The organism is Paraburkholderia kirstenboschensis (assembly GCF_904848585.1).
GTDB lineage: Bacteria > Pseudomonadota > Gammaproteobacteria > Burkholderiales > Burkholderiaceae > Paraburkholderia > Paraburkholderia kirstenboschensis.
In genome coordinates, this window is the sequence record NZ_CAJHCR010000015.1 from 60,157 (window position 1) to 82,659 (window position 22,503).

At 62.4% G+C, this 22,503-nt stretch carries 18 protein-coding genes; 16 read left to right on the forward strand and 2 right to left on the reverse strand.

From position 1 onward, the window contains the following. Window positions 1–18: 18 nt before the first annotated feature. From JMY24_RS28710 to JMY24_RS28735, 6 genes are all read left to right on the forward strand, one after another. A complete protein-coding gene (locus JMY24_RS28710) occupies window positions 19–825 on the forward strand; it encodes a fumarylacetoacetate hydrolase family protein (RefSeq protein WP_201703357.1) in 807 nt (268 codons plus the stop codon). 24 nt (window positions 826–849) lie between these two features. Then, window positions 850–1,791 carry an acetaldehyde dehydrogenase (acetylating) gene (locus JMY24_RS28715; RefSeq protein ID WP_128597273.1) on the forward strand — a complete coding sequence of 314 codons (942 nt, stop codon included), beginning with the start codon at window positions 850–852 and terminating at the stop codon, window positions 1,789–1,791. 13 nt (window positions 1,792–1,804) lie between these two features. After that, on the forward strand, window positions 1,805–2,821 hold the full coding sequence (gene dmpG, locus JMY24_RS28720) for a 4-hydroxy-2-oxovalerate aldolase (protein WP_201703358.1): 1,017 nt from the start codon (window positions 1,805–1,807) through the stop codon (window positions 2,819–2,821). Window positions 2,822–2,918: 97 nt separating this feature from the next. Next, window positions 2,919–4,163, forward strand: a complete 1,245-nt coding sequence (gene mhpT, locus JMY24_RS28725) for a 3-(3-hydroxy-phenyl)propionate transporter MhpT (protein ID WP_128597272.1) — start codon at window positions 2,919–2,921, stop codon at window positions 4,161–4,163. Window positions 4,164–4,236: 73 nt separating this feature from the next. Continuing rightward, window positions 4,237–5,103, forward strand: coding sequence for an alpha/beta fold hydrolase (locus JMY24_RS28730; protein WP_128597271.1), 867 nt, complete (start codon window positions 4,237–4,239; stop codon window positions 5,101–5,103). Between the two features lie 269 nt (window positions 5,104–5,372). Then, window positions 5,373–6,986, forward strand: coding sequence for an MFS transporter (locus tag JMY24_RS28735; RefSeq protein WP_201703359.1), 1,614 nt, complete (start codon window positions 5,373–5,375; stop codon window positions 6,984–6,986). 239 nt (window positions 6,987–7,225) lie between these two features. Here the strand turns inward: JMY24_RS28735 and JMY24_RS28740 are convergent, their stop codons facing one another. Beyond that, complete coding sequence (locus tag JMY24_RS28740; protein WP_128597270.1) at window positions 7,226–7,618, reverse strand: RidA family protein; 393 nt, start codon at window positions 7,616–7,618, stop codon at window positions 7,226–7,228. 108 nt (window positions 7,619–7,726) lie between these two features. Between JMY24_RS28740 and JMY24_RS38550 the strand changes: the two genes are divergently transcribed. The 9 genes from JMY24_RS38550 to JMY24_RS39410 all read left to right on the forward strand — a co-directional run bounded on the left by JMY24_RS38550 (window position 7,727) and on the right by JMY24_RS39410 (window position 18,438). Then, entirely contained in the window at window positions 7,727–8,197 is a 471-nt protein-coding gene (locus tag JMY24_RS38550; protein ID WP_328809276.1) for an AAA family ATPase, read from the forward strand. 151 nt (window positions 8,198–8,348) lie between these two features. Beyond that, window positions 8,349–9,050, forward strand: a complete 702-nt coding sequence (locus JMY24_RS28750) for a FadR/GntR family transcriptional regulator (RefSeq protein ID WP_128597269.1) — start codon at window positions 8,349–8,351, stop codon at window positions 9,048–9,050. A 129-nt stretch (window positions 9,051–9,179) separates the two neighbouring features. Next, window positions 9,180–10,373, forward strand: coding sequence for an L-2-hydroxyglutarate oxidase (lhgO, locus tag JMY24_RS28755; RefSeq protein WP_128587285.1), 1,194 nt, complete (start codon window positions 9,180–9,182; stop codon window positions 10,371–10,373). A 142-nt stretch (window positions 10,374–10,515) separates the two neighbouring features. Then, on the forward strand, window positions 10,516–11,730 hold the full coding sequence (locus JMY24_RS28760) for a porin (protein ID WP_128597268.1): 1,215 nt from the start codon (window positions 10,516–10,518) through the stop codon (window positions 11,728–11,730). A 68-nt stretch (window positions 11,731–11,798) separates the two neighbouring features. Beyond that, the gene (locus tag JMY24_RS28765; protein ID WP_164853754.1) at window positions 11,799–12,521 is read left to right on the forward strand and encodes a ribonuclease activity regulator RraA; all 723 of its coding nucleotides are present in this window, start codon (window positions 11,799–11,801) and stop codon (window positions 12,519–12,521) included. 143 nt (window positions 12,522–12,664) lie between these two features. Further along, window positions 12,665–14,002: an MFS transporter gene (locus JMY24_RS28770; RefSeq protein WP_128597267.1), complete on the forward strand. Its 1,338-nt coding sequence runs from the start codon at window positions 12,665–12,667 to the stop codon at window positions 14,000–14,002. A gap of 80 nt (window positions 14,003–14,082) precedes the next feature. Next, window positions 14,083–15,186 (forward strand): Ldh family oxidoreductase, encoded by a 1,104-nt coding sequence (locus tag JMY24_RS28775; protein ID WP_128597266.1) that lies wholly within the window; start codon window positions 14,083–14,085, stop codon window positions 15,184–15,186. 106 nt (window positions 15,187–15,292) lie between these two features. Beyond that, the gene (locus JMY24_RS28780) at window positions 15,293–16,900 is read left to right on the forward strand and encodes an aldehyde dehydrogenase (NADP(+)) (RefSeq protein WP_128597265.1); all 1,608 of its coding nucleotides are present in this window, start codon (window positions 15,293–15,295) and stop codon (window positions 16,898–16,900) included. Between the two features lie 5 nt (window positions 16,901–16,905). Beyond that, a complete protein-coding gene (locus JMY24_RS39410) occupies window positions 16,906–18,438 on the forward strand; it encodes a methyl-accepting chemotaxis protein (protein ID WP_128597264.1) in 1,533 nt (510 codons plus the stop codon). Window positions 18,439–18,645: 207 nt separating this feature from the next. On the opposite strand, the gene JMY24_RS28790 is transcribed toward JMY24_RS39410, so the two are convergent. Continuing rightward, a complete protein-coding gene (locus JMY24_RS28790; RefSeq protein ID WP_413231277.1) occupies window positions 18,646–20,352 on the reverse strand; it encodes a putative bifunctional diguanylate cyclase/phosphodiesterase in 1,707 nt (568 codons plus the stop codon). A gap of 202 nt (window positions 20,353–20,554) precedes the next feature. Between JMY24_RS28790 and JMY24_RS28795 the strand changes: the two genes are divergently transcribed. Next, the gene (locus tag JMY24_RS28795; protein WP_201703360.1) at window positions 20,555–22,084 is read left to right on the forward strand and encodes a CYTH and CHAD domain-containing protein; all 1,530 of its coding nucleotides are present in this window, start codon (window positions 20,555–20,557) and stop codon (window positions 22,082–22,084) included. Window positions 22,085–22,503: the final 419 nt, after the last annotated feature.

Consider the following 22,503-nt stretch of genomic DNA (forward strand, 5'->3'; position numbering starts at 1 on the left):
CGAATCCCGGAACCCGCCATGAACTCACGAAGCAATGCTGAAGCGCTGGCCCTGCGGCTGCGCGAATCCGAACGCACGCGCCAGACCATCGCGCCGTTGCGCGACGACGAGCGCTTCACCCATCTGAACGCGGCCGATGCCGCCCAGTTTGCGTACGCCGTGCAACAGATCAACGTCGAGGCACGCGTGGCGGCCGGCGAGCGCGTAGTCGGCCGCAAGATCGGCTTGACCTCGCCCGCGGTGCAACGCCAGCTCGGCGTCGCGCAACCGGACTTCGGCGCACTGTTCGCGTCGATGGCGTATGGCGATAGTCAGCCCATTCCGCTAGGCGAGCTGATCCAGCCGAAGGTCGAAGCGGAAATCGCACTCGTGCTCGAACACGACCTCACGCACGAAAAGCACACCTACGCCGATCTGATTCGCGCGACGGCGTACGCGCTCGCCGCGATCGAAGTCGTGGACAGCCGCATCGAAGGCTGGAATATCCGCTTCGTCGATACCGTCGCGGACAACGCTTCGAGCGCGCGCTTCGTGCTCGGGAGCCGGCCGGTGCTGCTGCGCGACGTCGATCTGGCGGCCTGCGCGATGACCCTCTCGAACGATGCCGAAGCGCTCTCGCGCGGCAATGGCGCGGCGTGTCTGGGCAATCCGCTGAACGCCGCCGTGTGGCTCGCGGACCGGATGCAGCAGCTCGGCACGCCGCTGCGAGCCGGCGACGTGCTCATGACCGGCGCGCTCGGCCCGATGGTCGCTGTGACGCAGCCTGGCACCTTCAGCGCGCAGATCGACGGCCTCGGCAGCGTTCGCGCGATTTTCTCCGCATAAGCATTCACCCGATTGAGGACTGACATGGCAAGCGAAAAACTCAAGGCCGCGATTATCGGCTCCGGCAACATCGGCACCGATCTGATGATCAAGATCATGCGCCATAGCGAGCATCTGGAGATGGCGGCGATGGTCGGCATCGACGCGGCATCCGACGGCCTCGCGCGCGCCGCGCGGCTCGGCGTGGCGACCACGCACGAAGGCGTGGAAGGACTGACGCGTCTGCCGGTATTCAACGACATCGACTTCGTGTTCGACGCCACCTCGGCGGGCGCGCACGTGAAGAACGACGCGTTCCTGCGCGCGCTCAAGCCCGGCATCCGCCTGATCGACCTGACGCCCGCGGCGATCGGTCCGTACTGCGTGCCGGTGGTGAACCTCGACGATCATCTCGACGCCCGCAACGTCAACATGGTGACGTGCGGCGGCCAGGCGACGATTCCGATGGTCGCCGCTGTCTCGCGCGTGGCGAAGGTGCACTACGCGGAAATCGTCGCGTCTATCAGCAGCAAGTCGGCGGGGCCGGGCACACGCGCGAATATCGACGAGTTCACCGAAACCACCTCGAAGGCGATCGAAGTGGTGGGCGGCGCGGCCAGAGGCAAGGCGATCATCGTGCTCAATCCGGCCGAGCCGCCGGTGATGATGCGCGACACCGTCTACGTGCTGTCCGAACTCGCCGATCAGGCGCGTGTTGAAGCATCCATCGAAGCGATGGCCGCCGCCGTGCACGCGTACGTGCCGGGCTACCGCCTGAAGCAGAAGGTGCAGTTCGACGTCATACCCGCCGACACGCCGCTGAACATTGCGGGCCTTGGCCGCTTCAGCGGCCTGAAAACCTCGGTGTTCGTCGAGGTGGAAGGCGCCGCGCATTACCTGCCGGCGTACGCGGGCAATCTCGACATCATGACCTCGGCCGCGCTCGCCACCGCGGAGCGCATGGCGCAATCCCTCGTGCAGGCTTAAGGAGACTCTTCACATGGACAAGAAACTGTATATCTCCGACGTGACGCTGCGCGACGGCAGCCACGCGATCCGTCATCAATATTCGATCGATAACGTGCAGCAGATCGCGCGCGCACTCGACAAGGCGAAGGTGGACAGCATTGAAGTCGCGCATGGCGACGGCCTGCAAGGATCGAGTTTCAACTACGGCTTCGGCGCGCACAGCGACATCGAATGGATCGAAGCGGTCGCGGACGTGGTCGAGCATGCGCGAATCGCGACGTTGCTGTTGCCCGGTATCGGCACGATTCACGATCTGAAGGCCGCGTACCAGGCCGGCGCCCGTATCGTGCGCGTGGCGACGCACTGCACCGAGGCGGACATCTCGAAGCAGCACATCGAATACGCACGCGAACTCGGCATGGACACGGTCGGCTTTCTGATGATGAGCCACATGACCACGCCCGAAAACCTCGCCGTCGAAGCGAAAAAAATGGAGAGCTACGGCGCCAGCTGCATCTACGTGGTCGACTCCGGCGGCGCGATGAACATGAACGACGTGCGCGCGCGCTTTCGCGCATTGAAGGCAGTACTCAAGCCGGAAACGAAGACCGGCATGCACGCGCACCACAACCTGAGCCTCGGCGTGGCGAATTCGCTCGTAGCGGTGGAAGAAGGCTGCGACCGCATCGATGCGAGCCTCGCGGGAATGGGCGCGGGTGCGGGCAATGCGCCGCTGGAAGTGTTCATTGCCGCGGCCGAACGCGCCGGCTGGCAGCACGGCACCGATCTCTACACGCTGATGGACGCCGCCGACGACATCGTGCGGCCGTTGCAGGACCGTCCGGTGCGCGTGGACCGCGAGACGCTGGCGCTCGGTTATGCCGGCGTGTACTCAAGTTTCCTGCGGCATTCCGAAGTGGCCGCGAAGAAGTATGGCCTGAAGGCCGTCGACATTCTGGTCGAGCTGGGCAAGCGGCGCATGGTCGGCGGCCAGGAAGACATGATCGTCGACGTGGCGCTGGACCTGAAGCGCGCGGCCAACGTCTAGCGATTTTTAGAAACCCGCCTGCGGCTCATGCAGCCGTCGACACCACGCAGCGTTATCGCCACCAAGAGCGATGCTGACAACACATTGGAGACTTGTTATGCAGCGATCAACCAACACCCGCGCTAACGGCGCCGTTACGATCGGCTTATGCCTGATCGTCGCATTGCTCGAAGGGCTCGATCTGCAATCCACCGGCATCGCCGCGCCGCGCATGGCGCGCGAATTTCATCTCGCCGTCGCGCAGATGGGCTGGGCCTTCAGCATCGGAGCGCTCGGCCTGTTGCCGGGTGCGGCGATTGGCGGAAGGCTCGCCGACACGCTCGGCCGCAAGCGCGTGCTGATGCTGTCGGTGGCGCTGTTCGGTGTCTTCTCGATCGCCACCACGCAGGTATGGGACCTGAACAGTCTGCTGGCCGCGCGCTTTCTCACGGGGCTCGGCTTGGGCGCCGCAATGCCGAACCTGATCGCGCTGTGCTCGGAAGCCGCATCGCCGGATCAACGCAACACGGCTGTGGGCGCGATGTATTGCGGCATGCCGTTCGGTGCGGCGCTGGCGGCGGTGATCGGCATCGTCAGTCCGGGCGATGAAGGCTGGCGACATATCTTTTATGTCGGCGGTGTTGGACCGCTGCTGGTGCTGCCGCTGCTGGCGATCTTCATGCAAGAGTCGGCGCATTTCATTGCCGCGCGCTCGGCAGTGAGCGGCTCGCGTGCTTCGGGCGAAGCGCGCTCCAGCATTGCGCAGGCATTGTGGAAGGAAGGGCGTGCGGGCACGACCGTCGCGTTGTGGATCAGCTATCTGGGCACGCTGATCGTGCTGTACTTCCTGATCAACTGGCTGCCGTCGCTGGTGCTTAGCCGCGGACTCACCCGCGTGCAATCCGGCATCGTGCAGATGATGTTCAACATCGGCGGCGGCATCGGCGCAATCGTGATTGCGAGCCTGATGGACCGGATCGGCCGGCGGCGTACCGTGGCCGGCATGTATCTTGGCATCGCCGTGGCATTGGCGGCGCTCGTCGCGGCGAACGGCGGCGCGTCGATGGCGTGCGGTGGCTTGCTCGCGGGGCTTTTCCTGGTTGGCGGCCAGTCGGTGTTGTATGCGCTAGCGAGCAGCATCTATCCGACTCATGTGCGTGGCACGGGTGTGGGTGCCGCGGTGGCGGTGGGGCGCATGGGCTCGATCCTCGGACCGTTGATCGCCGGACAGTTGCTGGCAATTGGGCAGAGCGCGTCCGTTCTGCTGAGCGCGAGTATTCCGTTGATCGCTGTGGCGGCGATTGCGGCGTGGCTCGTCGTCGGCAAGCCGGCGCCCGCTTATGCGCCAGCCCCCGCGCAATAGACGCGGAATGATTTCCGCGCGCGGCCGGGCGGCGTGCGCGGTCAACCCACTCTTTTCAAGTACAGGAAGCAACATGACCTCGAATGTATCGGCCATCACCGAAGCATCCACCAGCAAATTCGTGCGTATCAAGGAAGGCGATCGCGACGTGCAATTGCACTACAACGACGCCGGACAGGGCAGTGAGACCGTGGTGATGCTGCACGGTTCGGGCCCCGGCGCGAGCGGCTGGGCGAACTTCAACCGCAATGTCGAGCCGCTCGTTGCCGCGGGCTATCGGGTCATCCTGATGGACTGTCTGGGCTGGAGCAAAAGCGATCCGATCGTGTGCGACGGCTCGCGCTCCGAACTCAACGCGCGTTCATTGAAAAGTCTGCTCGACGCGCTGGATATCGAACGCACGCACATCATCGGCAATTCGATGGGCGGTCATAGCGCCGTGGCGTTCGCGCTTGCCAATCCGCAGCGTGTCGGCAAGCTGGTCCTGATGGGCGGCGGCACAGGCGGCCCCAGCCAGTTCGTGCCGATGCCGACAGAAGGCATCAAGCTGCTGCAAGGCCTGTACCGCGAACCGACGATTGAAAACCTGAAGCGGATGATGAACGTCTTCGTGTTCGACACGAGTGCATTGACCGACGATCTGATGCAGGCGCGGCTCGACAATATGCTGGCGCGACGTGATCACCTGAACAATTTCGTGAAGAGCCTCGCGGCCAATCCGAAGCAGTTCAACGACTACGGCCCGCGGCTTGGCGAGATCGCCGCGCCGACGCTGGTGATCTGGGGACGCGACGATCGCTTCGTGCCGATGGATGTCGGCTTGCGTCTGGTTGCCGGCATGCAGAACGCCGAGATGCATATCTTCGGCCGCTGCGGACACTGGGCGCAGTGGGAGCATGCGGACCGCTTCAACCGGATGGTGATCGAGTTTCTTGGTTGAGGTGATCCCTGTGAGATGGGGTATGCGTTGGATACGATCAATCGGGCTCGATGACGCAGCTGAGCAAACCGAAGTGTGACCTGTCGTGATTGGACGGCGCGGGTCACGTTCACGGCGCTAGTTGCCAGCGCAGCACAGGGTGCGCACAAGCGGGCAGCGCTCGAGGTCCGACGACCGCGCAGATGAGTATGCCGCGACGAACAGGTCGCGCCTGCGGTCGCGCGCCCCAGTTGCTATGCTAGTCACCATCGACCAGCACTGGAGCGAGCATGGCCGGCCCGCGAGTTCTTCGTGACGACCCACACCCCGCGCACGTCATCGCTGCGCAAGCGAGCCCGTGCGACGAGCTCATCGTCCGCGCGCAGCCCACCGCGCTCGACAGTCCGTGCCGGCGCAAGCGTCTTGCGCTCGCCGCGACGATCCTCGGCTCGAGCATGGCGTTTATCGACGGCTCCGTCGTCAACGTCGCGTTGCCCGCCATTCAGAGCGAGCTCCACGCGAGCGTCGCGGCGATGCAGTGGATCGTCAATGCCTACCTTCTCTTTCTCGGGTCGCTCGTGCTGGTGGGCGGATCGATGGGCGACAAACTCGGCCGCCGTACAGTGTTCATTGCGGGCATCGCGGTCTTCACGCTGGCGTCGGCCGCTTGCGGGCTTGCGCCGAACGCGGGCTCACTGATCGCCGGGCGTGCGGTGCAGGGCATTGGCGCTGCGCTCTTCGTGCCCAGCAGTCTCGCGATCATCGGCGCCGTATTCGACGGCGAAGAGCGCGGACGGGCAATCGGCACCTGGGCGGGTGTCGGCGCGATTACATCGGCGCTGGGGCCAGTGGCCGGCGGCTTGCTCGTCGACGCGCTGTCGTGGCGCGCGATCTTCTTTCTCAACGTCCCGCTCGCAGCGGCGACGATTGCGCTCGCGATTTCGTCGGTGCCGAACAGCCACAAGCCAGATGCGCCCCAACAGTTGGACTGGCCTGGCGCGCTGAGTGCGGCAGCGGGGCTCGCCGCACTCACCTATGGCCTGACCGAGGCGTCGGCGCATGGCTTCGCGCATCCGCTCGTACTGTGCGCGATCGGCGTTGGCGTGCTCGTGCTGGCCGCATTCGTGATGATCGAAGCGAAGAGCCGTGACCCGATGATGCCGCTCGAGGTGTTCCGCTCGCGCGATTTTACCGGCGCCAACCTCGTCACACTGCTGCTTTACTTCGGTCTGGGCGGCGCGTTTTTCTTCCTGCCATTTACGTTGATCCGCGCGCATGGCTACACCGCCACCGAAGCGGGCGCGGCGCTGCTGCCGGTGCCGGTCATCATCGGCGTGTTGTCGCGCTTGACCGGCGGTCTGACGACCCGCTTCGGTTCGCGAGCCCTATTGAGCGCTGGCCCGGGCATCGCCGGAATCGGGTTTGCGATGCTCGCGCTGCCGTTCGTGCGCGGCAGCTATTGGACCGGATTTCTTCCGGCGCTCGCCGTGCTCGGGCTCGGCATGACCATCACGGTCGCACCACTTACGACGACCGTGATGGCCTCAGTGCCGGGCCACCGCGCAGGCGTCGCCTCCGGCATCAACAACGCAGTCGCGCGCGTGGCGAGCCTGCTGGCGGTTGCGGTACTCGGCATTGTGTTTGTGTGGTCGCACGACGCGGCGCTGTCGGCGCGGCTAGACGAACTGCACGTTCCTCACGATGCACGCCAGACCGCGTTACTGCGGTTGGACGCCCAAGCGGGCGCCGCAGCCACCGATGCCCCTACGCCGCAGCAGACACTCGCGGCGCAGGCGGAAGCCGACGCCATCGTCGACGCGCTGCGCGCCGTCGCGCTGGTGTCCGCCGCATGCGCGTTCGCGGGAGCGGGGCTCGCCCTGGCAATCATCCAGCCGCGCAAGTGATGTGCTTCGCCCCACCGGACGCGTTTGGTTGCGGCATCCCTACTTCGATCTTCGCTGGGACGGGGTGCCTTTGGAGCCGAGCCGCGCGCGCTTTCTGAACTTCACGATAAATCGATCGGTTCAGTAACGAATCCCGCGTGCAAAGATGCTGGATGTACGCGAATCGTTGCGATTGTGCTGAACCTCTTGCTCGCCCGTGTATTCGAACCAGGCGGCCTCATGATCATGCGTTCAGTGAATCAAACCGCAGCTACGCAGTCGATCTCGATGTCGAAACGTCCCGGCCACGCTGGCACGTTAATGAATATTCGTGCCGGCGGCTGCGGGCCGAAGAAACGCCCATAAATCTCGTTGACGACCGGGAACATCTCGACCGATGTGCAGTAGACATTGCACTTGAGCACCTGATCGAGCGACGATCCTCCTGTCTCAACGCAAAGCTTCAGTTGCTCCAGCACACGTTGAGTTTGCTGTTCGATAGGGGCATAGAGCACCTCGCCGGTCTGCGGATCGAACGGCGGCAAGCCGGACACATAAAGTGTGTCGCCATGACGCGTTGCGACGGAGGTCGGCGCCTTCCAGCGCTCGAGCCAGGTGGACAACGGTTCGACACGGATGATTTCGCGAGGCATTTGCTACTCCTTGAGTGCAAGACAATCAAAGCGAACGGCGCGTATCAGGCGTCGGGATTCGACCGGGGCGTCCAGTGACAGCCTACGACGTGGTCTATAAGAAGAGCCGTGAATGCCCGGATTCCGCCAGAGAACTGCCGCGACGAGATCGAGAAGGCGCATAGGGATGTGAACAACGCGCTGCTGCAAGTACTCGGCGACGGCAGGCTCACCGATGGCAAGGGCTGCGTAGTCGACTTTAGCAACGCGGTCGTCATTTCGACCTGCAATCTCGATGCGTCGATCATCATGGAGAACCTGGAGAAAAGCGACAAGAATCGCTTCGGGGAAGGAGATCCGCGAGAAAGTAATGGACACGTTAAAGGCGCACTTCGGTCCCGAATTCCTGAACCGGATAGACGAGATCATTGTTTTCACGGGCCTTCGCGCGAGAACATCCGGGCGATTGTGCCAATCCAGATAGATCACGTAATGCGGACCGCAGCGGCGCAGGGCGGAGGCGCCTTCCACAAAAGCGCAGACAAGGTGACGTTGACGACAGTCGAAGCTGAACCAAAGCCCACGGAAACAAAAGGGTAAGTCGGCGAGCAAGAAGGGCGCGTCGAAGTCCGCCCAGGACAGGAAAAATCCTCGACGACCGATTCCTGATTGCATTGGACGCACGTCCTGCCCTTGACATCCCGCGAAGTTCTCGATATTGTCTGACAACCTGATCAATGAGGCAATGTTGATGCTTGAACTGGAACGTCCGGATTCGCTCGTGCAACGTGTGGTAAGTGCGCTCCGCGCGGAGATCGACGCAGGTCATTTCCCCGCCGAATCGCGTCTGCCGACCGAGCAGCAACTCTCGGAGCGGCTCAACGTGAGTCGCTCGGTGGTGCGCGAAGCAATCGCCCAGTTGAAGTCCGACGGCGTGCTGGTGGCCCGGCGGGGAGCAGGATCGTTTATATCGCAGACACCGTCCGGCACGGTTTTCCGGCTGCCGGGCGGCGGCAGCCAGAAACTGAACCTTGCACAGCTGTTTGAAATGCGTTTGTGGATCGAAACGCAGGCGGCAATGACCGCAGCGCGCCGGCGCACGCCGGAAGATCTGAAGCGAATGAGCGACGCGATTCGCGAGATGGAAACCAGGCGCAACGATTTCGACGCTGCTTCCGCGGCCGATGTGGCGTTTCACAGGGCCGTAGCCGCAGCTACCAAGAACGAGTATTTCGTTGCGTTCCACGATTTCCTGCGCGGCCAACTGGTCGCGGTGCGTCGCGCGCAGTGGGCCAACACTGCGAGTCAGGCGGGGGACTACGCGCGCCAGGAGCACGGTGAACTCTACGACGCGATCGAGCGTCGAGACCATCTTGCGGCCGCCGAGTTTGCCGAGCGGCATCTGCGTGCTGCAGCGAAGCGTCAGAAAATCGAGTTACCTTCCGGCGATTGAACCTAGCGGCTCCTTCGTGTGGGTGCTTCGGGCCCATGTCGAGAGACGTCCCTTTTTGTCTTTACTTAGTCTGACAACCTGATAAGCGGACGAAAGAGCAGTCGCACGCTTCGTTCGCAAAAAAGCAATATGACCTACGACTTTTGCATCATCGGTGGCGGCATCGTCGGACTTGCGACGGCCATGGAATTGTTGCGGCGGGAACCCTCGGCTTCACTCCTGTTGCTGGAGAAGGAGACGTCGCTCGCGAAACATCAGACCGGGCACAACAGCGGCGTGATTCACGCGGGCATCTACTATCAGCCGGGCAGCCTGAAGGCCGAGTTGTGCAAGCGCGGCGCCGAGGCGACCAAGACGTTCTGCACCGAGCACGGAATCCCTTTCGAGGTGTGCGGCAAGTTGCTGGTCGCGTCCAATCCGCTCGAACTGTCGCGTATGACGGCGCTCTACACACGTTCGCAGCAGAATGGTTTGCACGTCGAGCGGCTGGATGCCGCGGAACTGCAGCGGCGCGAGCCGAACATCGTTGGTATGGGCGGGCTCTTTGTCCACACGACCGGGATTGTCGATTATCGTCAGGTATGCGAAGCGATGGCGCGAGTCATCAGAAAGTCAGGCGGCGAAATCCGACTCGGCACGCGCGTTACTTCGATAGCAGAAAGTGGCGATTGCGTAACCGTCGGCGCGGACGATGCTCACTGGCAGGCAAAAAAACTGGTGGTTTGCGGAGGGCTGCAATCAGACAGGCTGGCGCGGCTTGCGGGCGTGAAGATCGATCATCAGATCGTGCCGTTTCGTGGCGAGTATTACCGCTTGCCGGCCTCCAAAAACGATGTGGTGCGGCATCTGATCTATCCGATTCCCGATCCGGATCTGCCGTTTCTCGGCGTGCATCTCACGCGGATGATCGACGGGAGCGTTACGGTCGGACCGAACGCCGTACTCGGTTTCGGCCGCGAAAACTATCCGAAGTTCTCCGTCAATCTGCGTGACGTTGCGCAATACGCAACCTTCCCGGGCTTCTGGAAAACGATTGGGCGCAATTTCACGTCGGGCATGGGCGAGATGAAGAACTCGCTGTTCAAGCGGGGCTATCTCGAACAGTGCCGCAAATACTGCCCCTCGCTGACCGTCGACGATCTGCTGCCCTACGAAGCCGGCATTCGTGCGCAAGCCGTGATGCGCGACGGCACGCTGGTACATGATTTCCTGTTCGCCGACACGCCTCGCATGGTGCACGTATGCAACGCGCCTTCGCCGGCGGCGACGTCCGCGATACCGATTGGCGCCATGATCGCCGACCGCATTCTGAAGCCCGCGTGACAAGAAGGATAACTGAATAAAAATTTACTTTCGCCGATGATGCGGGTCATCGCCTCATCGGATCCTCTGTTGCGTGCGCCGGGCATCGGCAAAGCGCAAACCTTCCCTCGTTGGAACCACAAAAGTAACTGGAGACCTGGCAGTGCATAAGCCTTTCGCAACGACATCATCATCGAAGCCATTTTCCGCGCGTGCGGCCCTTGCATTCGCGGCGCTTGCCGCAGCGGCATCGGCGCCGGTTCACGCGCAAAGCAGCGTGACGCTGTACGGCATCATCGATGAGGGCATTAACTATACGAGCAATGTACAAACAAGTCCGGGTCACGGCCACAATCTGTACAGCCTGTCGAGCGGTATTCTGAGCGGTAGCCGCTGGGGTCTGCGAGGCGTCGAAGATCTGGGCGGGGGCCTGAAGGCGCTGTTCGTGCTCGAGAGCGGTTTCGACGTGAACAACGGCAAAATGGGACAGGGCTCGCTGCTGTTCGGTCGGCAGGCTTACGTGGGACTGTCGGGCCGGTTCGGCACGGTGACGCTCGGCCGCCAGTACGACCCTGTGGTCGACTACATCCATCCGCTCATGCCGAGCGCGATGTTCTCGGGCAGCATCGGCGCGCATCCGGGCGACCTCGACAATCTCAACAATACCAATCGCGTGAACAACGCGGTCAAGTACCGCACGCCCAGCTACGCAGGTTTCACGGCCGAAGGCATGTATAGCTTCGGCGGCGTGCCGGGCAGCATGGCGGGCAACCAGATTTACTCGATCGGCGCCGGCTATGCGCGCGGCCCGCTCAATGTCGGTGTCGGCTATCTGAGCGCGCGCAATCCGAACGCATCGTTCTTCGGCACCGCAGTCGGCGCTACGGCGGCCACAAACAACTTCGGCAGCTCCCCGGTCATCAACGGGTATGCGTCGGCACAAAGCGAAGAGATCATCAGCGCGGGCGCCACGTACGCCATTGGCGCGGCGACGGTCGGTGCGATCTACTCCAACACGAAGTACAAGCATTTGAGCGGCGCGGCATCGGTGCTCAATCCGGCCGGGATGGGCGGCACCGCGACATTCAATAGCGCAGAACTCAGCTTCCAGTATCAGTTGACGACGGCACTGTCGGTCGGCGCAGCCTACAACTATACCGACGGCGGCGCAGCGAACGATGCGAAGTATCACCAGGGTGCATTGAGCGCCGATTACGTTGTCTCGAAGCGCACCGACTTCTACCTGATCGGCGTCCTCCAGCATGCGTCCGGCACCGATTCGACGGGCCATGCGGCGCGCGCGTCGCTTAATGGCCTGACCCCTTCGTCGGGTAATCAGCAGGCGACGGTGCGTTTCGCGGTTCGCCACAAGTTCTAAAGCCCGCCACGCCACCACTTACCGAAACCAGGAGCAAATCTGTGACCTCTGAGACTTTCGCGAGCCCGCTGTCCGACGAGAACCGCGCCCGCCTGCGCAATGTCAGCACGGCAACCTTGACCACTGCGCTCTTCAAGCGTGGCTTGCACAACGTCTGCGTGCAAGGCGTGCTGCCGGTCAACCCGGCGGCAGCGCGCATGGTGGGAGAAGCGTACACACTGCGGTACATTCCGGCCCGCGAGGATCTCGATCACATTGGCGTGTTCTCGGATCGCGGCCATCCGCAACGGCGTGGCGTGGAGGAAATTCCGCCTGGTCACGTGATGGTGGTCGATTCGCGCAAGGACGCGCGCGCGGCGTCCGCGGGCGGCATTCTGATCACGCGAATGATGATGCGCGGTGTCGCGGGCGTCGTCACCGACGGCGGCTTTCGCGATACCCCGGATCTGCGGAACCTCGACTTTCCGTGCTACGCGGCGCGGCCGTCGGCACCGACTAACCTGATTCATCACCATGCTGTTGATCTGAACGTGCCAATCGCGTGCGGCGACGTTGCGGTGTATCCGGGCGACATCATCGTCGGCGACGCGGAAGGAGTGGTGGTGATTCCGGCGCATCTGGCCAACGAGATCGCCGAAGAAGCGGCTGCCATGACTGTGTTCGAAGACTGGGTCGACGCCCAGGTGCGCGCCGGCCGCCCGACCTTCGGGTTGTACCCGCCGGACGACGCGACGCGCGTCGAATTCGAGGCGTGGAAGGATAGCCTGGCCGGCAACGGCTCGGGTCTATGAGAAAGGAAAACGGCACCTGAGCCGCGAAGATGCCCGATGCCGCGCAACGGTGTCCGCTCAGAACAGTGAGGTCCGTGCGGCTTGCCGCGCGAGACCGCACACCCTATTCGTATTGACGATGGGCCGCGCAACAGCGGCCCGCCATGGAGGCGACAGTGACTGACCGAAGCAGTGAAGAACAACTTTTTACCCGCATAGCGTGGCGGCTCGTGCCACTGCTCATTGCAATATTTCTGATCGCGTATATCGACCGCGCCAACATTGGCTTTGCGAAATTGCAGATGCTGGGCAGCTTGAAGATGAGCGAGGCGTCGTACGGCTTTGCGTCGTCGCTGTTCTTCATCGGCTACCTGGTGTTCGAGGTGCCGAGCAATCTGATGATGCATCGCTTCGGGGCGCGTCGCTGGATCTCGAGGATCATGTTCACATGGGGCGTCGCCACGTTGCTGCTCGCCTGGACGCCGTCGGTTCTCGCGTTCCAGATTTTGCGTTTTCTTCTCGGCGCAGCGGAAGCAGGACTTTATCCCGGGATCATCCTCTATCTGGGCATGTGGTTTCCGGAACGGCAGCGCACTGGCATAGTCGGCCTGCTCACACTCGGCAGCAGCATGGGCAATATGCTCGGCTCGCTGATCGGCGGCTTCTCACTTGAATTGCACGGCGTGGCGGGGCTCGCTGGCTGGCAGTGGGTCTTCCTGACCACGGGTGCGCCGGCGGTGCTGCTGACCTTCGTCACACTGTACTGCCTGCCGGATGGTCCGAAGGCTGCAGCGTTTCTCACCACCTCCCAGAAGGAGATCGTCGAAGCCCGACTGCGCGCCGACCCGCCCGCGGCCCGACTTGCAGGCGGCACTGGCTGGTCGTGGGCCGCGCTCTTCACCGTTGCGCTGTTCAGCATCGGTTACGGGACGATCTCCATCGCGATCTACGGCATCGCCTATTGGTTGCCCACACTCGTCAAAGGCTTCGGCGTGACGAGCGGCGTCAACGGCCTGCTGAACATGATTCCGTGGTTCATCACTTCGCTGATGCTGCTCTGGCTGCCGCGCCGGCTCAAAACGCCGCGCCGTGTGCTGATCGCGGCCTTCTGCGCGGCCTTGCTCGGCATTCTGTTGTTTGTCGCGAGCGTGGGGCCGTTCAGCAATGTGCTCCGTTTTGCGGCGCTGTCGCTCGGCGCACCGTGTCTGTATCTGATGATTCCTTGTTTCTGGGCGCTGCCGCCGCGGCTGCTGCCATCGTCGTTCATGAAGGGCGCGGGCGGCGCGGCGGCGCTCGCGGTGATTGCCGCGGGTTCCAGCGTCGGCGGCTTTCTCGCGCAAAACATCATGCCATGGGTCGGCAAGGTGACGGGCAGCACATCCGCACCGATGCTGGTACCGGCCTTCAGTCTGCTATTGCTCGGCACTGGCGCGCTGGTGGTCTGGGTGCGGCTTGGGCTTGCCGGACGCAACGGACCTGCGGCGGCGTCCGTCACCCAATAGCGTTGAAGCGACACACCGGCTGGCTGCGCGGCACGCCGGCCGAATTTTCCGATTCAATTCTTTCGTTTAGCAGGTCAGTCATGGCAGACACTATGCCCCGCGTCGGGGCCGCAATCGCACAGCAGCAAATCGAGGTCATCCTGGAGGCTTGGGGCATGTCGCCCGAACAGGTCGCGGCGTCGGCCGACATCCTGATCGACTCTGATCTGAAGGGCATCGACTCGCACGGCATTTCGATGCTGATGTTCTACGATCAGTTGTATCGCGCGGGCCAGATCGACATGAAGGCGAGCCCACGGATCGTGCGCGAGACGGCAACCACCGCCTTGATCGACGGCAACGCCGCAATGGGGCATCCCACCTCGCGCATGGCAATGGAACTGGCAATCGAAAAAGCGCTGGCGTGCGATATGGGCGCGGTCTCCGTGTTCAATTCGCAGCATTTCGGCGCGGCCGGTTACTACGCCGAGATGGCGGCAAACCGTGGTCTGATCGCAATGGTGTCGTGCTCGACACGCCTTGCGACGGTGGTGCCGACTTTCGGTGCCGAGCCGATGCTCGGCACCAATCCGTTTGCCTTCGCGACGCCTGCGGGGCAGCATCCGCCCGTGATCCTCGACATGTCGACCAGCGTGGTCGCCTCGAACAAGGTCAAGGTCTATGCGTTGCAGGGCAAGCCATTGCCGCCAGGCTGGGCGCTCGACGCGAACGGAAACACGCTGACCGATTCCGCCGAAGCCTACCGGCTGCTATTCGAACGCCTGGGCGGAGGGCTCGCGCCGCTCGGCGGCGAGGGCCGCACGCTTGGCGGCCACAAGGGCTACGGCTTGGGTCTGTTTGCGCAGATTCTCGGCAGCACACTGGGTGGCGGTTCCTTCTCCCCGATTCGCAACCGCACGCAAAAGAGCGACGAGCCCGACAACATCGGACATTTTTTTCTGGCGATGAATCCTGCGGCATTCCGTCCAATCGAGGAATACCACGCCGACCTCGACGCTGTGATCGACGCGTTGCGCGGCAGCCAGCCAGCCGACCCTTCTCAGCCAGTGTTGATCCCAGGGGATCCTGAACGTCTTACGCGTGTGGAGCGCAGTGAGCAGGGCATACCGATGCCCGATTCGTTGCGCGAGAAGATCCGCGAGGTCGCGCAGGCGGCGGGCGCGCCGTTCTTGCTGACGGCCTGACGCCACAGCTTATTCAGCGGCCCTCACTTTCATCCTCTTCTGGCGTCGCGCGGCCATGTCACGGCCGGCGCGGGCCGGTCTCTGCTATTTCCCAGGGAAAAAGCCAATGACAGCAACCGTTCTCGGCCACAACTACATCGGCGGCCAGCGCAGTGCGCGTGGCGACGTCGCATTGCACAGCCTCTCAGCCTCGACTGGCGAGACCTATCCTGTAGCCTTCGCGCAAGCGACCGCTGAAGAAATTGACGCCGCGGTTGAAGCCGCGGCAGCAGCATTTCCGCGCTATCGCGCGATACCTGCCAGCGCCCGCGCCGACTTCCTGGACGCGATTGCAGAACAGATCGATGCGCTCGGCGACGATTTCATCGCCGAGGTGACGCGCGAAACGGCACTGCCCAACGGCCGGATTGTCGGCGAACGCGCACGCACCAGTAATCAGATGCGGCTGTTCGCCACGGTCCTGCGCCGCGGCGACTTTTACGGCGCGCGCATCGACCGGGCCTTGCCTGAGCGGCAGCCGATTCCGCGTCCCGATCTGCGCCAGTACCGGATCGGTCTCGGCCCGGTCGCGGTGTTCGGTGCGAGCAATTTTCCGTTGGCGTTTTCGGTTGCGGGCGGCGATACCGCGTCCGCGCTGGCGGCCGGTTGCCCCGTGGTGGTCAAGGCCCACTCCGGCCATCTCGTCACAGCCGAATACATGGCGGACGCGATCGAACGGGCGGTGCAACGCACCGGCATGCCGGCGGGAACCTTCAACATGATCTACGGCGAACGCGTTGGCGCGCGCCTCGTGCAAGCGCCCGGCATTCAGGCGGTAGGCTTCACCGGTTCCCTGCGTGGCGGGCGGGCGCTTTGCGATCTCGCGGCGGCTCGCGACCAGCCGATTCCGGTGTTCGCGGAGATGTCGAGCGTAAATCCGGTGTTCGTGCTGAATGGCGCACTGGAGGAGCGGGGCGTGGCGATCGCCAACGAACTGGCGGCCTCGGTGGCGACCGGTTGCGGGCAGCTTTGCACGAGCCCTGGGCTTGTTCTAGGCGTGCGTTCAGCGCACTTCAGCGCGTTTGTAGGCCATCTGAGCCGCGCGATCCAGCGGCAGACGCCGCAGACCATGCTGAACCCAGGCATCTTCGCGAACTTCAACGCGGCGGTCGAGCGCGCCTCTGGCCTTGCCGGCATCCGGGTGCACGCATCCGCGCAAGGCGACGCCCGGCAAGCGGCTCCGCAACTCCTCATTGCCGACGCGAGTCTGCTGTTCGATCCCGGCAGACCCCTCGAAGAAGAAATTTTCGGGCCGGCGACGGTCGTCGTCGAAGTGGATGACGCCGACCAGCTATTGCGCTTTGCATCGGCAATGCGCGGTCAACTGACGGCCACGCTGATTGCCTCGCCCGACGATCTCCGGGCGCATCGCACGCTGATCGAGCGGCTCGAGGAAAAGGCTGGTCGTCTGCTTGTGAACGGCTATCCGACCGGCGTCGAAGTGTCGGACGCAATTGTCCATGGTGGACCGTGGCCCGCCACATCCGACGCGCGCGGCACCTCGGTCGGCACGCTCGCTATCGACCGCTTCCTGCGGCCTGTGTGCTACCAGAATTACCCGGACGAACTGCTGCCGCAGGCGCTGCAGAACGGCAATCCGCTCGGGCTGATGCGGCTCGTAGATGGAGAAAAGACGCAGTACCCGCTCGACGGTTCGAGCGTCCCACGAGGGTAAACAAGATGCCAAAACTGTCCATACGCACGCGACTTGGCGTCGCGATACTTTCGCTGTCGGTGCTGCTGTGCGTCATCGGCGCGCTTGGCGTGACCGGTATGGCGCGCAGCAACGACGCCAACCGCGAGACCTACGAAAACCGGCTCGTCAGCACACGGCTCATCGGCGATGCGGAACTGTCGATCAGTCGCGAGCGGACGACCGTCGACCGGATCGCTTTCGATCCGACAGCACCGACCGTCGACAAAGACGTGGCTACTTATCGCATGCTCAAAGGGCAAGGCATGGAGGCCTGGCAGCAATACCTGTCTTTGCCCGCTACGTCAACTGAAAGCAGTCTCGCTGCTGTGGTCAACGCAAAGCGCAGCCAGGTGCAGAATGACCTGGATGCTTTCGCGGATTCGGTCAAGGGCATGGACAGCGCTGCCGTCAAACTTGCGTTGAAGAAAATCGCTTTGGCCAATACCGACTATGTCACGGCAAGTGCGAATCTCAAGCAGCTGCAACGCGACGAGGCAAAGGCACGATACGCTGGCGCAGAAGCTGGCTTCCGGCAATTTCGCGCAATAACGATTGGTACTGCGGTGCTCGGCTTGCTCGCCGGCGCGTTGACCTTCGTGTCGCTGCGCCGCGCGATCAGCGGTCCGCTCGACGAGGCCTTGAAACACTTTGACCGGATCGCGGCGGGTGATCTGTCGCAACGAATAGAAGTTCGTTATCCAGATGAAATGGGCGCGCTACTACTCGGTCTTTCGCAAATGCGCGACGGTCTCGCGAACACGGTGTACGCTGTGCGCCGCGCGAGCGACACCATCGCAACGGCCGCACGACAGATCGCCTCTGGCAACCTCGATTTGTCTTCGCGCACGGAACAGCAGGCGGCGTCACTGCAGGAAACGGCGGCAAGTATGGAAGAGCTGACCGGTACCGTTAGGCAGAATGCCGAGAACGCGTCGCAGGCGCTGACGCTCGCGACCACCGCTACGGAAACGGCCCACCATGGCAGCAGCGCGGTGGAGGGGGTGGTGACGACTATGGCTGAGATCGATCAGAGTTCTGCGCGCATCGGCGACATTATCGCGATCATCGAAGGAATCGCGTTTCAGACCAATATCCTTGCGCTCAATGCGGCTGTCGAAGCCGCGCGTGCGGGTGAGCAGGGACGGGGATTCGCAGTGGTGGCCTCCGAAGTGCGTACGCTTGCGCAGCGCTCGTCGGCGGCGGCAAAGGAGATCAAGGAACTGATCGAGACGTCGAGCGCAAAGGTGCAGGCGGGAGGCGCGCTGGTCAACCAGGCAGGCGGCCGCATGCAGGCCATCCTTACCAGTGTGAAGCGCGTGGCCGATATTATGGGCGAGATATCGGCTGCCTCGTCCGAGCAAAGCTCGGGTATCGAACAGGTCGCTCACGCGGTAGCGCAGATGGATACAGCGACTCAACAGAATGCAACGCTGGTCGAGCAGGCAGCGGCAGCGGCGCAGTTGCTCGAGCAACAGGCGCGGCAGTTGAACGAAACGGTCGCGGTGTTTCGCCTGTAGACCGCCAACGACACCACACCACGGCAGGCGAGCCGCATTATCAGCGTCACGCAGTTGCAAGCTCAGGTCCCGCTCGACTTTGTCAATCTGCTGAGCCGGATACTGGAAGTGAACATGAAGGCGGCCGCCAGCAGTTTCTGCGCTTCCGTTCGCGGCCCTGCGAAGCGCAGGGCGCCGACAGCGCGCGAACATCACTTCCATTTAGCGCTATGACAAGCGCAGCATGAATTCCGCCAAGGCCTCCGAGTCAAGCGGGCGGCTGACTAGATAACCTTGAATGGCATCGCACCCGGCGTCCTCCAACTCTGCGACCTGGCGTTGGCACTCGACGCCTTCCGCGATAGTTTTCATGCCCAGCGAACGTGCGAGACCGACAATGCCTCGGATGACCGCCGACGCCTTCTTCGACTCGGCCAGTGCTCGAACAAACGACTTGTCGATCTTCAGCGTGTCGATAGGCAGTCGGACCAGATAGCCGAGACTGGAGTACCCAGAGCCAAAGTCGTCCAGCGACGTGGATATGCCCGCTTGCTTCAGCGCAGATAGAACGGACGTTGCCTTTTCGATATCGCTTACCAGGGAATCTTCCGTGACCTCAATGTCGAGCATTGCGGGGGAAACGTCGTGTTCCCTCGCGATATGGAGAATCCTATCTGTAAGTCCCACGCTCAGAAGTTGCCGAGCCGACAGATTGAGGCTGACCCGCGGTACGGATATGCCCTGCCGTCGCCATGCAGCAATATGCTGGCAAACAGCATTGAGCAGCCATTCGACGAGCGCTCCTTCATACGGGGACTCAAGTAACACCTCCAGGAATGCGTGCGGAGTCAGCAAGCCTCGTTCAGGATGACGCCAGCGAAGAAGCGCTTCGGCACCGATTGCGGAGCCGTTCGTGAGTGCTATCTGAGGTTGGAAATGAAGCTCGAACTGGTTCGCCTCAAACGCTTCACGAAGTTCCATGCGCAAAGCGAGGCGCTCACGCATGCCCCGGTCGAGCGCTCTATCGTACGAGCGCACCTGAAAACGGCCAGATGACTTCGCTGCGTACATGGCCGCGTCGGCATGATTCAGCAACGTCTCGGCTGAACCTGGCGCTTCTCTCAACAGCGCTATACCGATGCTAGCCGACAGTGAGACGGATCTCCCGGATACTTCGAATGGCGCTGCAAGTTCGCCAAGCACCGCATGCGCGAACGCTTCTGCCGCGCTTTCAGTAGTGTTGCGTAACAACAGAACAAACTCGTCGCCCCCTACGCGCGCGGCGAAAAAAGCAGGGTCGGGAATTGCCGTCAGCCTTTTCGCAAAGCCGCGCAGCAGTTCATCGCCGACAGCATGACCGAATGCGTCGTTGACTTCCTTGAAATGGTCCAGGTCGATAAACAGCACTGCTTCCGAAGCATCGTTCCTGGAGCCCGATGAAGCAGCCTCAGCGACCGCGCGTGATAGGACTTCCATGCATTTGCGCCGGTTGGCCAAACCGGTCAGATAGTCGTGACTGGCTTCGAACTCCAGTTGCGCCGCGTGCTCGCGTTCGCGGGTGACGTCGCGGAAGAGCACTGTAATGCCATCGTCGTGGGCAAATGAGCGAACCTCGAACCACGTGCCGAGCGGTGCGTAATAGTCAGTGTGCCGGCCGGGGAGACCCGTTGCCGCCGTCTCCTGATAGACGCGATAGTAGCCGGAGCCTACCAGGTCCGGGTAACACTGCCATACGTCGCGTCCGAGCAGGTTTTGCCGGTCCCGCTGCAAAAATCGTTCAGCTGTATGGTTGAGATAGGTGAAGCGCCACGACCTGTCGATCGACATGAGTCCGTCGCTCAAGCTATCAAGCATTTCAGCGAGGTGAGCCGGTGCAGGCTGTCGGGGGCCGGCATCTGTCGGGCGGGCCGGACGAGAGTCGGACTGTCGTTCCATTTTTTTTGTCCTTCTATGCGCGTCGGATCAAAAGGCGTCGCTCGTGCGAAAACCGTGGGTTCATCGCATTCTAATCGCACTGCACCGCTTCGAACATTGGAACTGTCGCGCCCCGATGGCCTCCCCTGCGAGCTGTATGCTTGACGTGCAATCCCACGATTTCGGTGTAGGCTGACGGTCAGGTACGCCAACGGGAGGCGGTATGGAACGGGAACTGAAGCTGCGAATGCCCGCCAACGATCTCGAGAAGCTGCGTCATGCGCCTTTGCTCGCGCAACCGAATGGCGCAGTTGACGCTACCAAACTGCTAACCAGCACCTATTTTGATACGCCGGAGCTTGCCTTCCACTGGTGCAAGGCTTCGCTGCGCGTGCGTGCCGTCGGCAACGAGCGACTCCAGACGTTGAAACTGGAAGGATCGGTGCAGGCGGGCCTGTTCGACCGGGAGGAGTTCGAGATGCCCGTCGATAGCGACACGCCCGATCTGAAACTGCTGCAGGACCATATACCGGCTGATACCGACTGCGGCAGGTTGATCCGTGACGAAGCCACTGCTGCGCGGTTGAAGCCAGTGTTTGTCACGCGGATCAATCGGTCCTCCATTCCCCTGCGCTTGCCGTCTGGAGATGAACTCGAAGTTGCGCTCGACGAGGGGACGGTTGACGCGGACTCCGGTTCAACGCCGATTGCGGCTGTGGAGCTGGAACTGAAAGACGGCCAGCCAGAGAGCCTGTACGGCACCGCGCTCGAGTTGCTGGAAATCGTGCCGCTGCGCATCGACCATCTCAGCAAGGCCGATCTCGGCTACGAATTGCTGGTAGCGGAGCAAAGCGACGCGGTCAAGGCCGAACCGGTGCATCTGAACAAGCGCGATTCAGTCGAGGACGCATTCTGCAATATCGCGCGCAACTGTCTGGCTCAGGTCCACGCGAACGAACGTGGCGTTGTGTCCGGCCACGATCCGTCGAGCGTCCATCAAATGCGCGTGGGACTTCGTCGCCTGCGTTCGGCTCTCGACCTGTTTGCAAAGGTGATTCCGGCTTATCCCGGTCTCGACGAAGAACTGCGGTGGATCGCATCGGAACTCGGCGCGGCGCGTGATTGGGAAGTGCTCGCGGGATCGACGCTTGAACATGCGGGGGCAAGTGGGAATGCGGACGAAATCCGGCCTGTCCAGCGGGCGTGCGAGCGTATCGCCGTCAACAACCGGCAGCGGGCGGCAGCCGCAGTCGAGTCGGTTCGCTATAACCGGCTGGTTCTCCAACTCTCGCTCTGGTTAAACCGAAAGGGCTGGCAAGACGGGATGTCCGACGAGCAGCGCGAGGCGATTGGCAGGCGCGTCGGGCAGTTCGCCGCGCAAGTCGTGCGTCGCCGTCATACGAAACTGATCGAACGGGGCAAGCGGCTCGCCGATCTCGACGATCACCGTCGCCACCGCGCCCGCATTGCCGCCAAGAAAGTGCGATACGCGACCGAATTTTTTGCGTCGCTTTGGGGCAGGCGCGTCGTTCGGCATTATGTCGACGCGTTGACCGAACTCCAGGATGATCTGGGCTGGCGCAACGATGCCGTCGTCGCCGACCAGCTTCTCAGGCAGCTACCACGAGCATCGGCCGAGGCGGCCTCGGGCGCCGCGTTTGCGCGAGGCTATCTCGCATCACGCGTCGCTGCCGATCATCAGACATTGGAGAAGCGGTGGAAACGTTTCAGGCGCCTTTCGCCACCGCACTGAGCACGCCTGTCACTTCAATGGAAAAGTCCGCTGGCTAGCTTGTAGACGTTGGACGCTTTCGAAAGGCAGAGACTCGCTCGACCGTCCGTTGATCGTTGCTGTGGCTTCTTGCTACGAGTCGAGTTGTCCGTATCGCGCAGCGCCGCGTTTGCCCTGACCAACAATGCCGCATCAGGATCACGCAGCACTGCGTCGAAGGCCTTCTTTAGCTCTTTCCCAAGGCTTCCTTGATCTGTGTTGTCAACGTCACCAACGCCTGTTCAGTGGTTTCATTCAAATCGCTGGCATCGTCAGAACGATTTCTTGCCCATCAAAATTCTCCAAAGAATATCAATTCCGGGCGAAGCTATGTCCATATCGAGGAGATATGAAGGAGACACTTACTGATATCCGAACGCTGAATGCTGAATTCAAGCCGC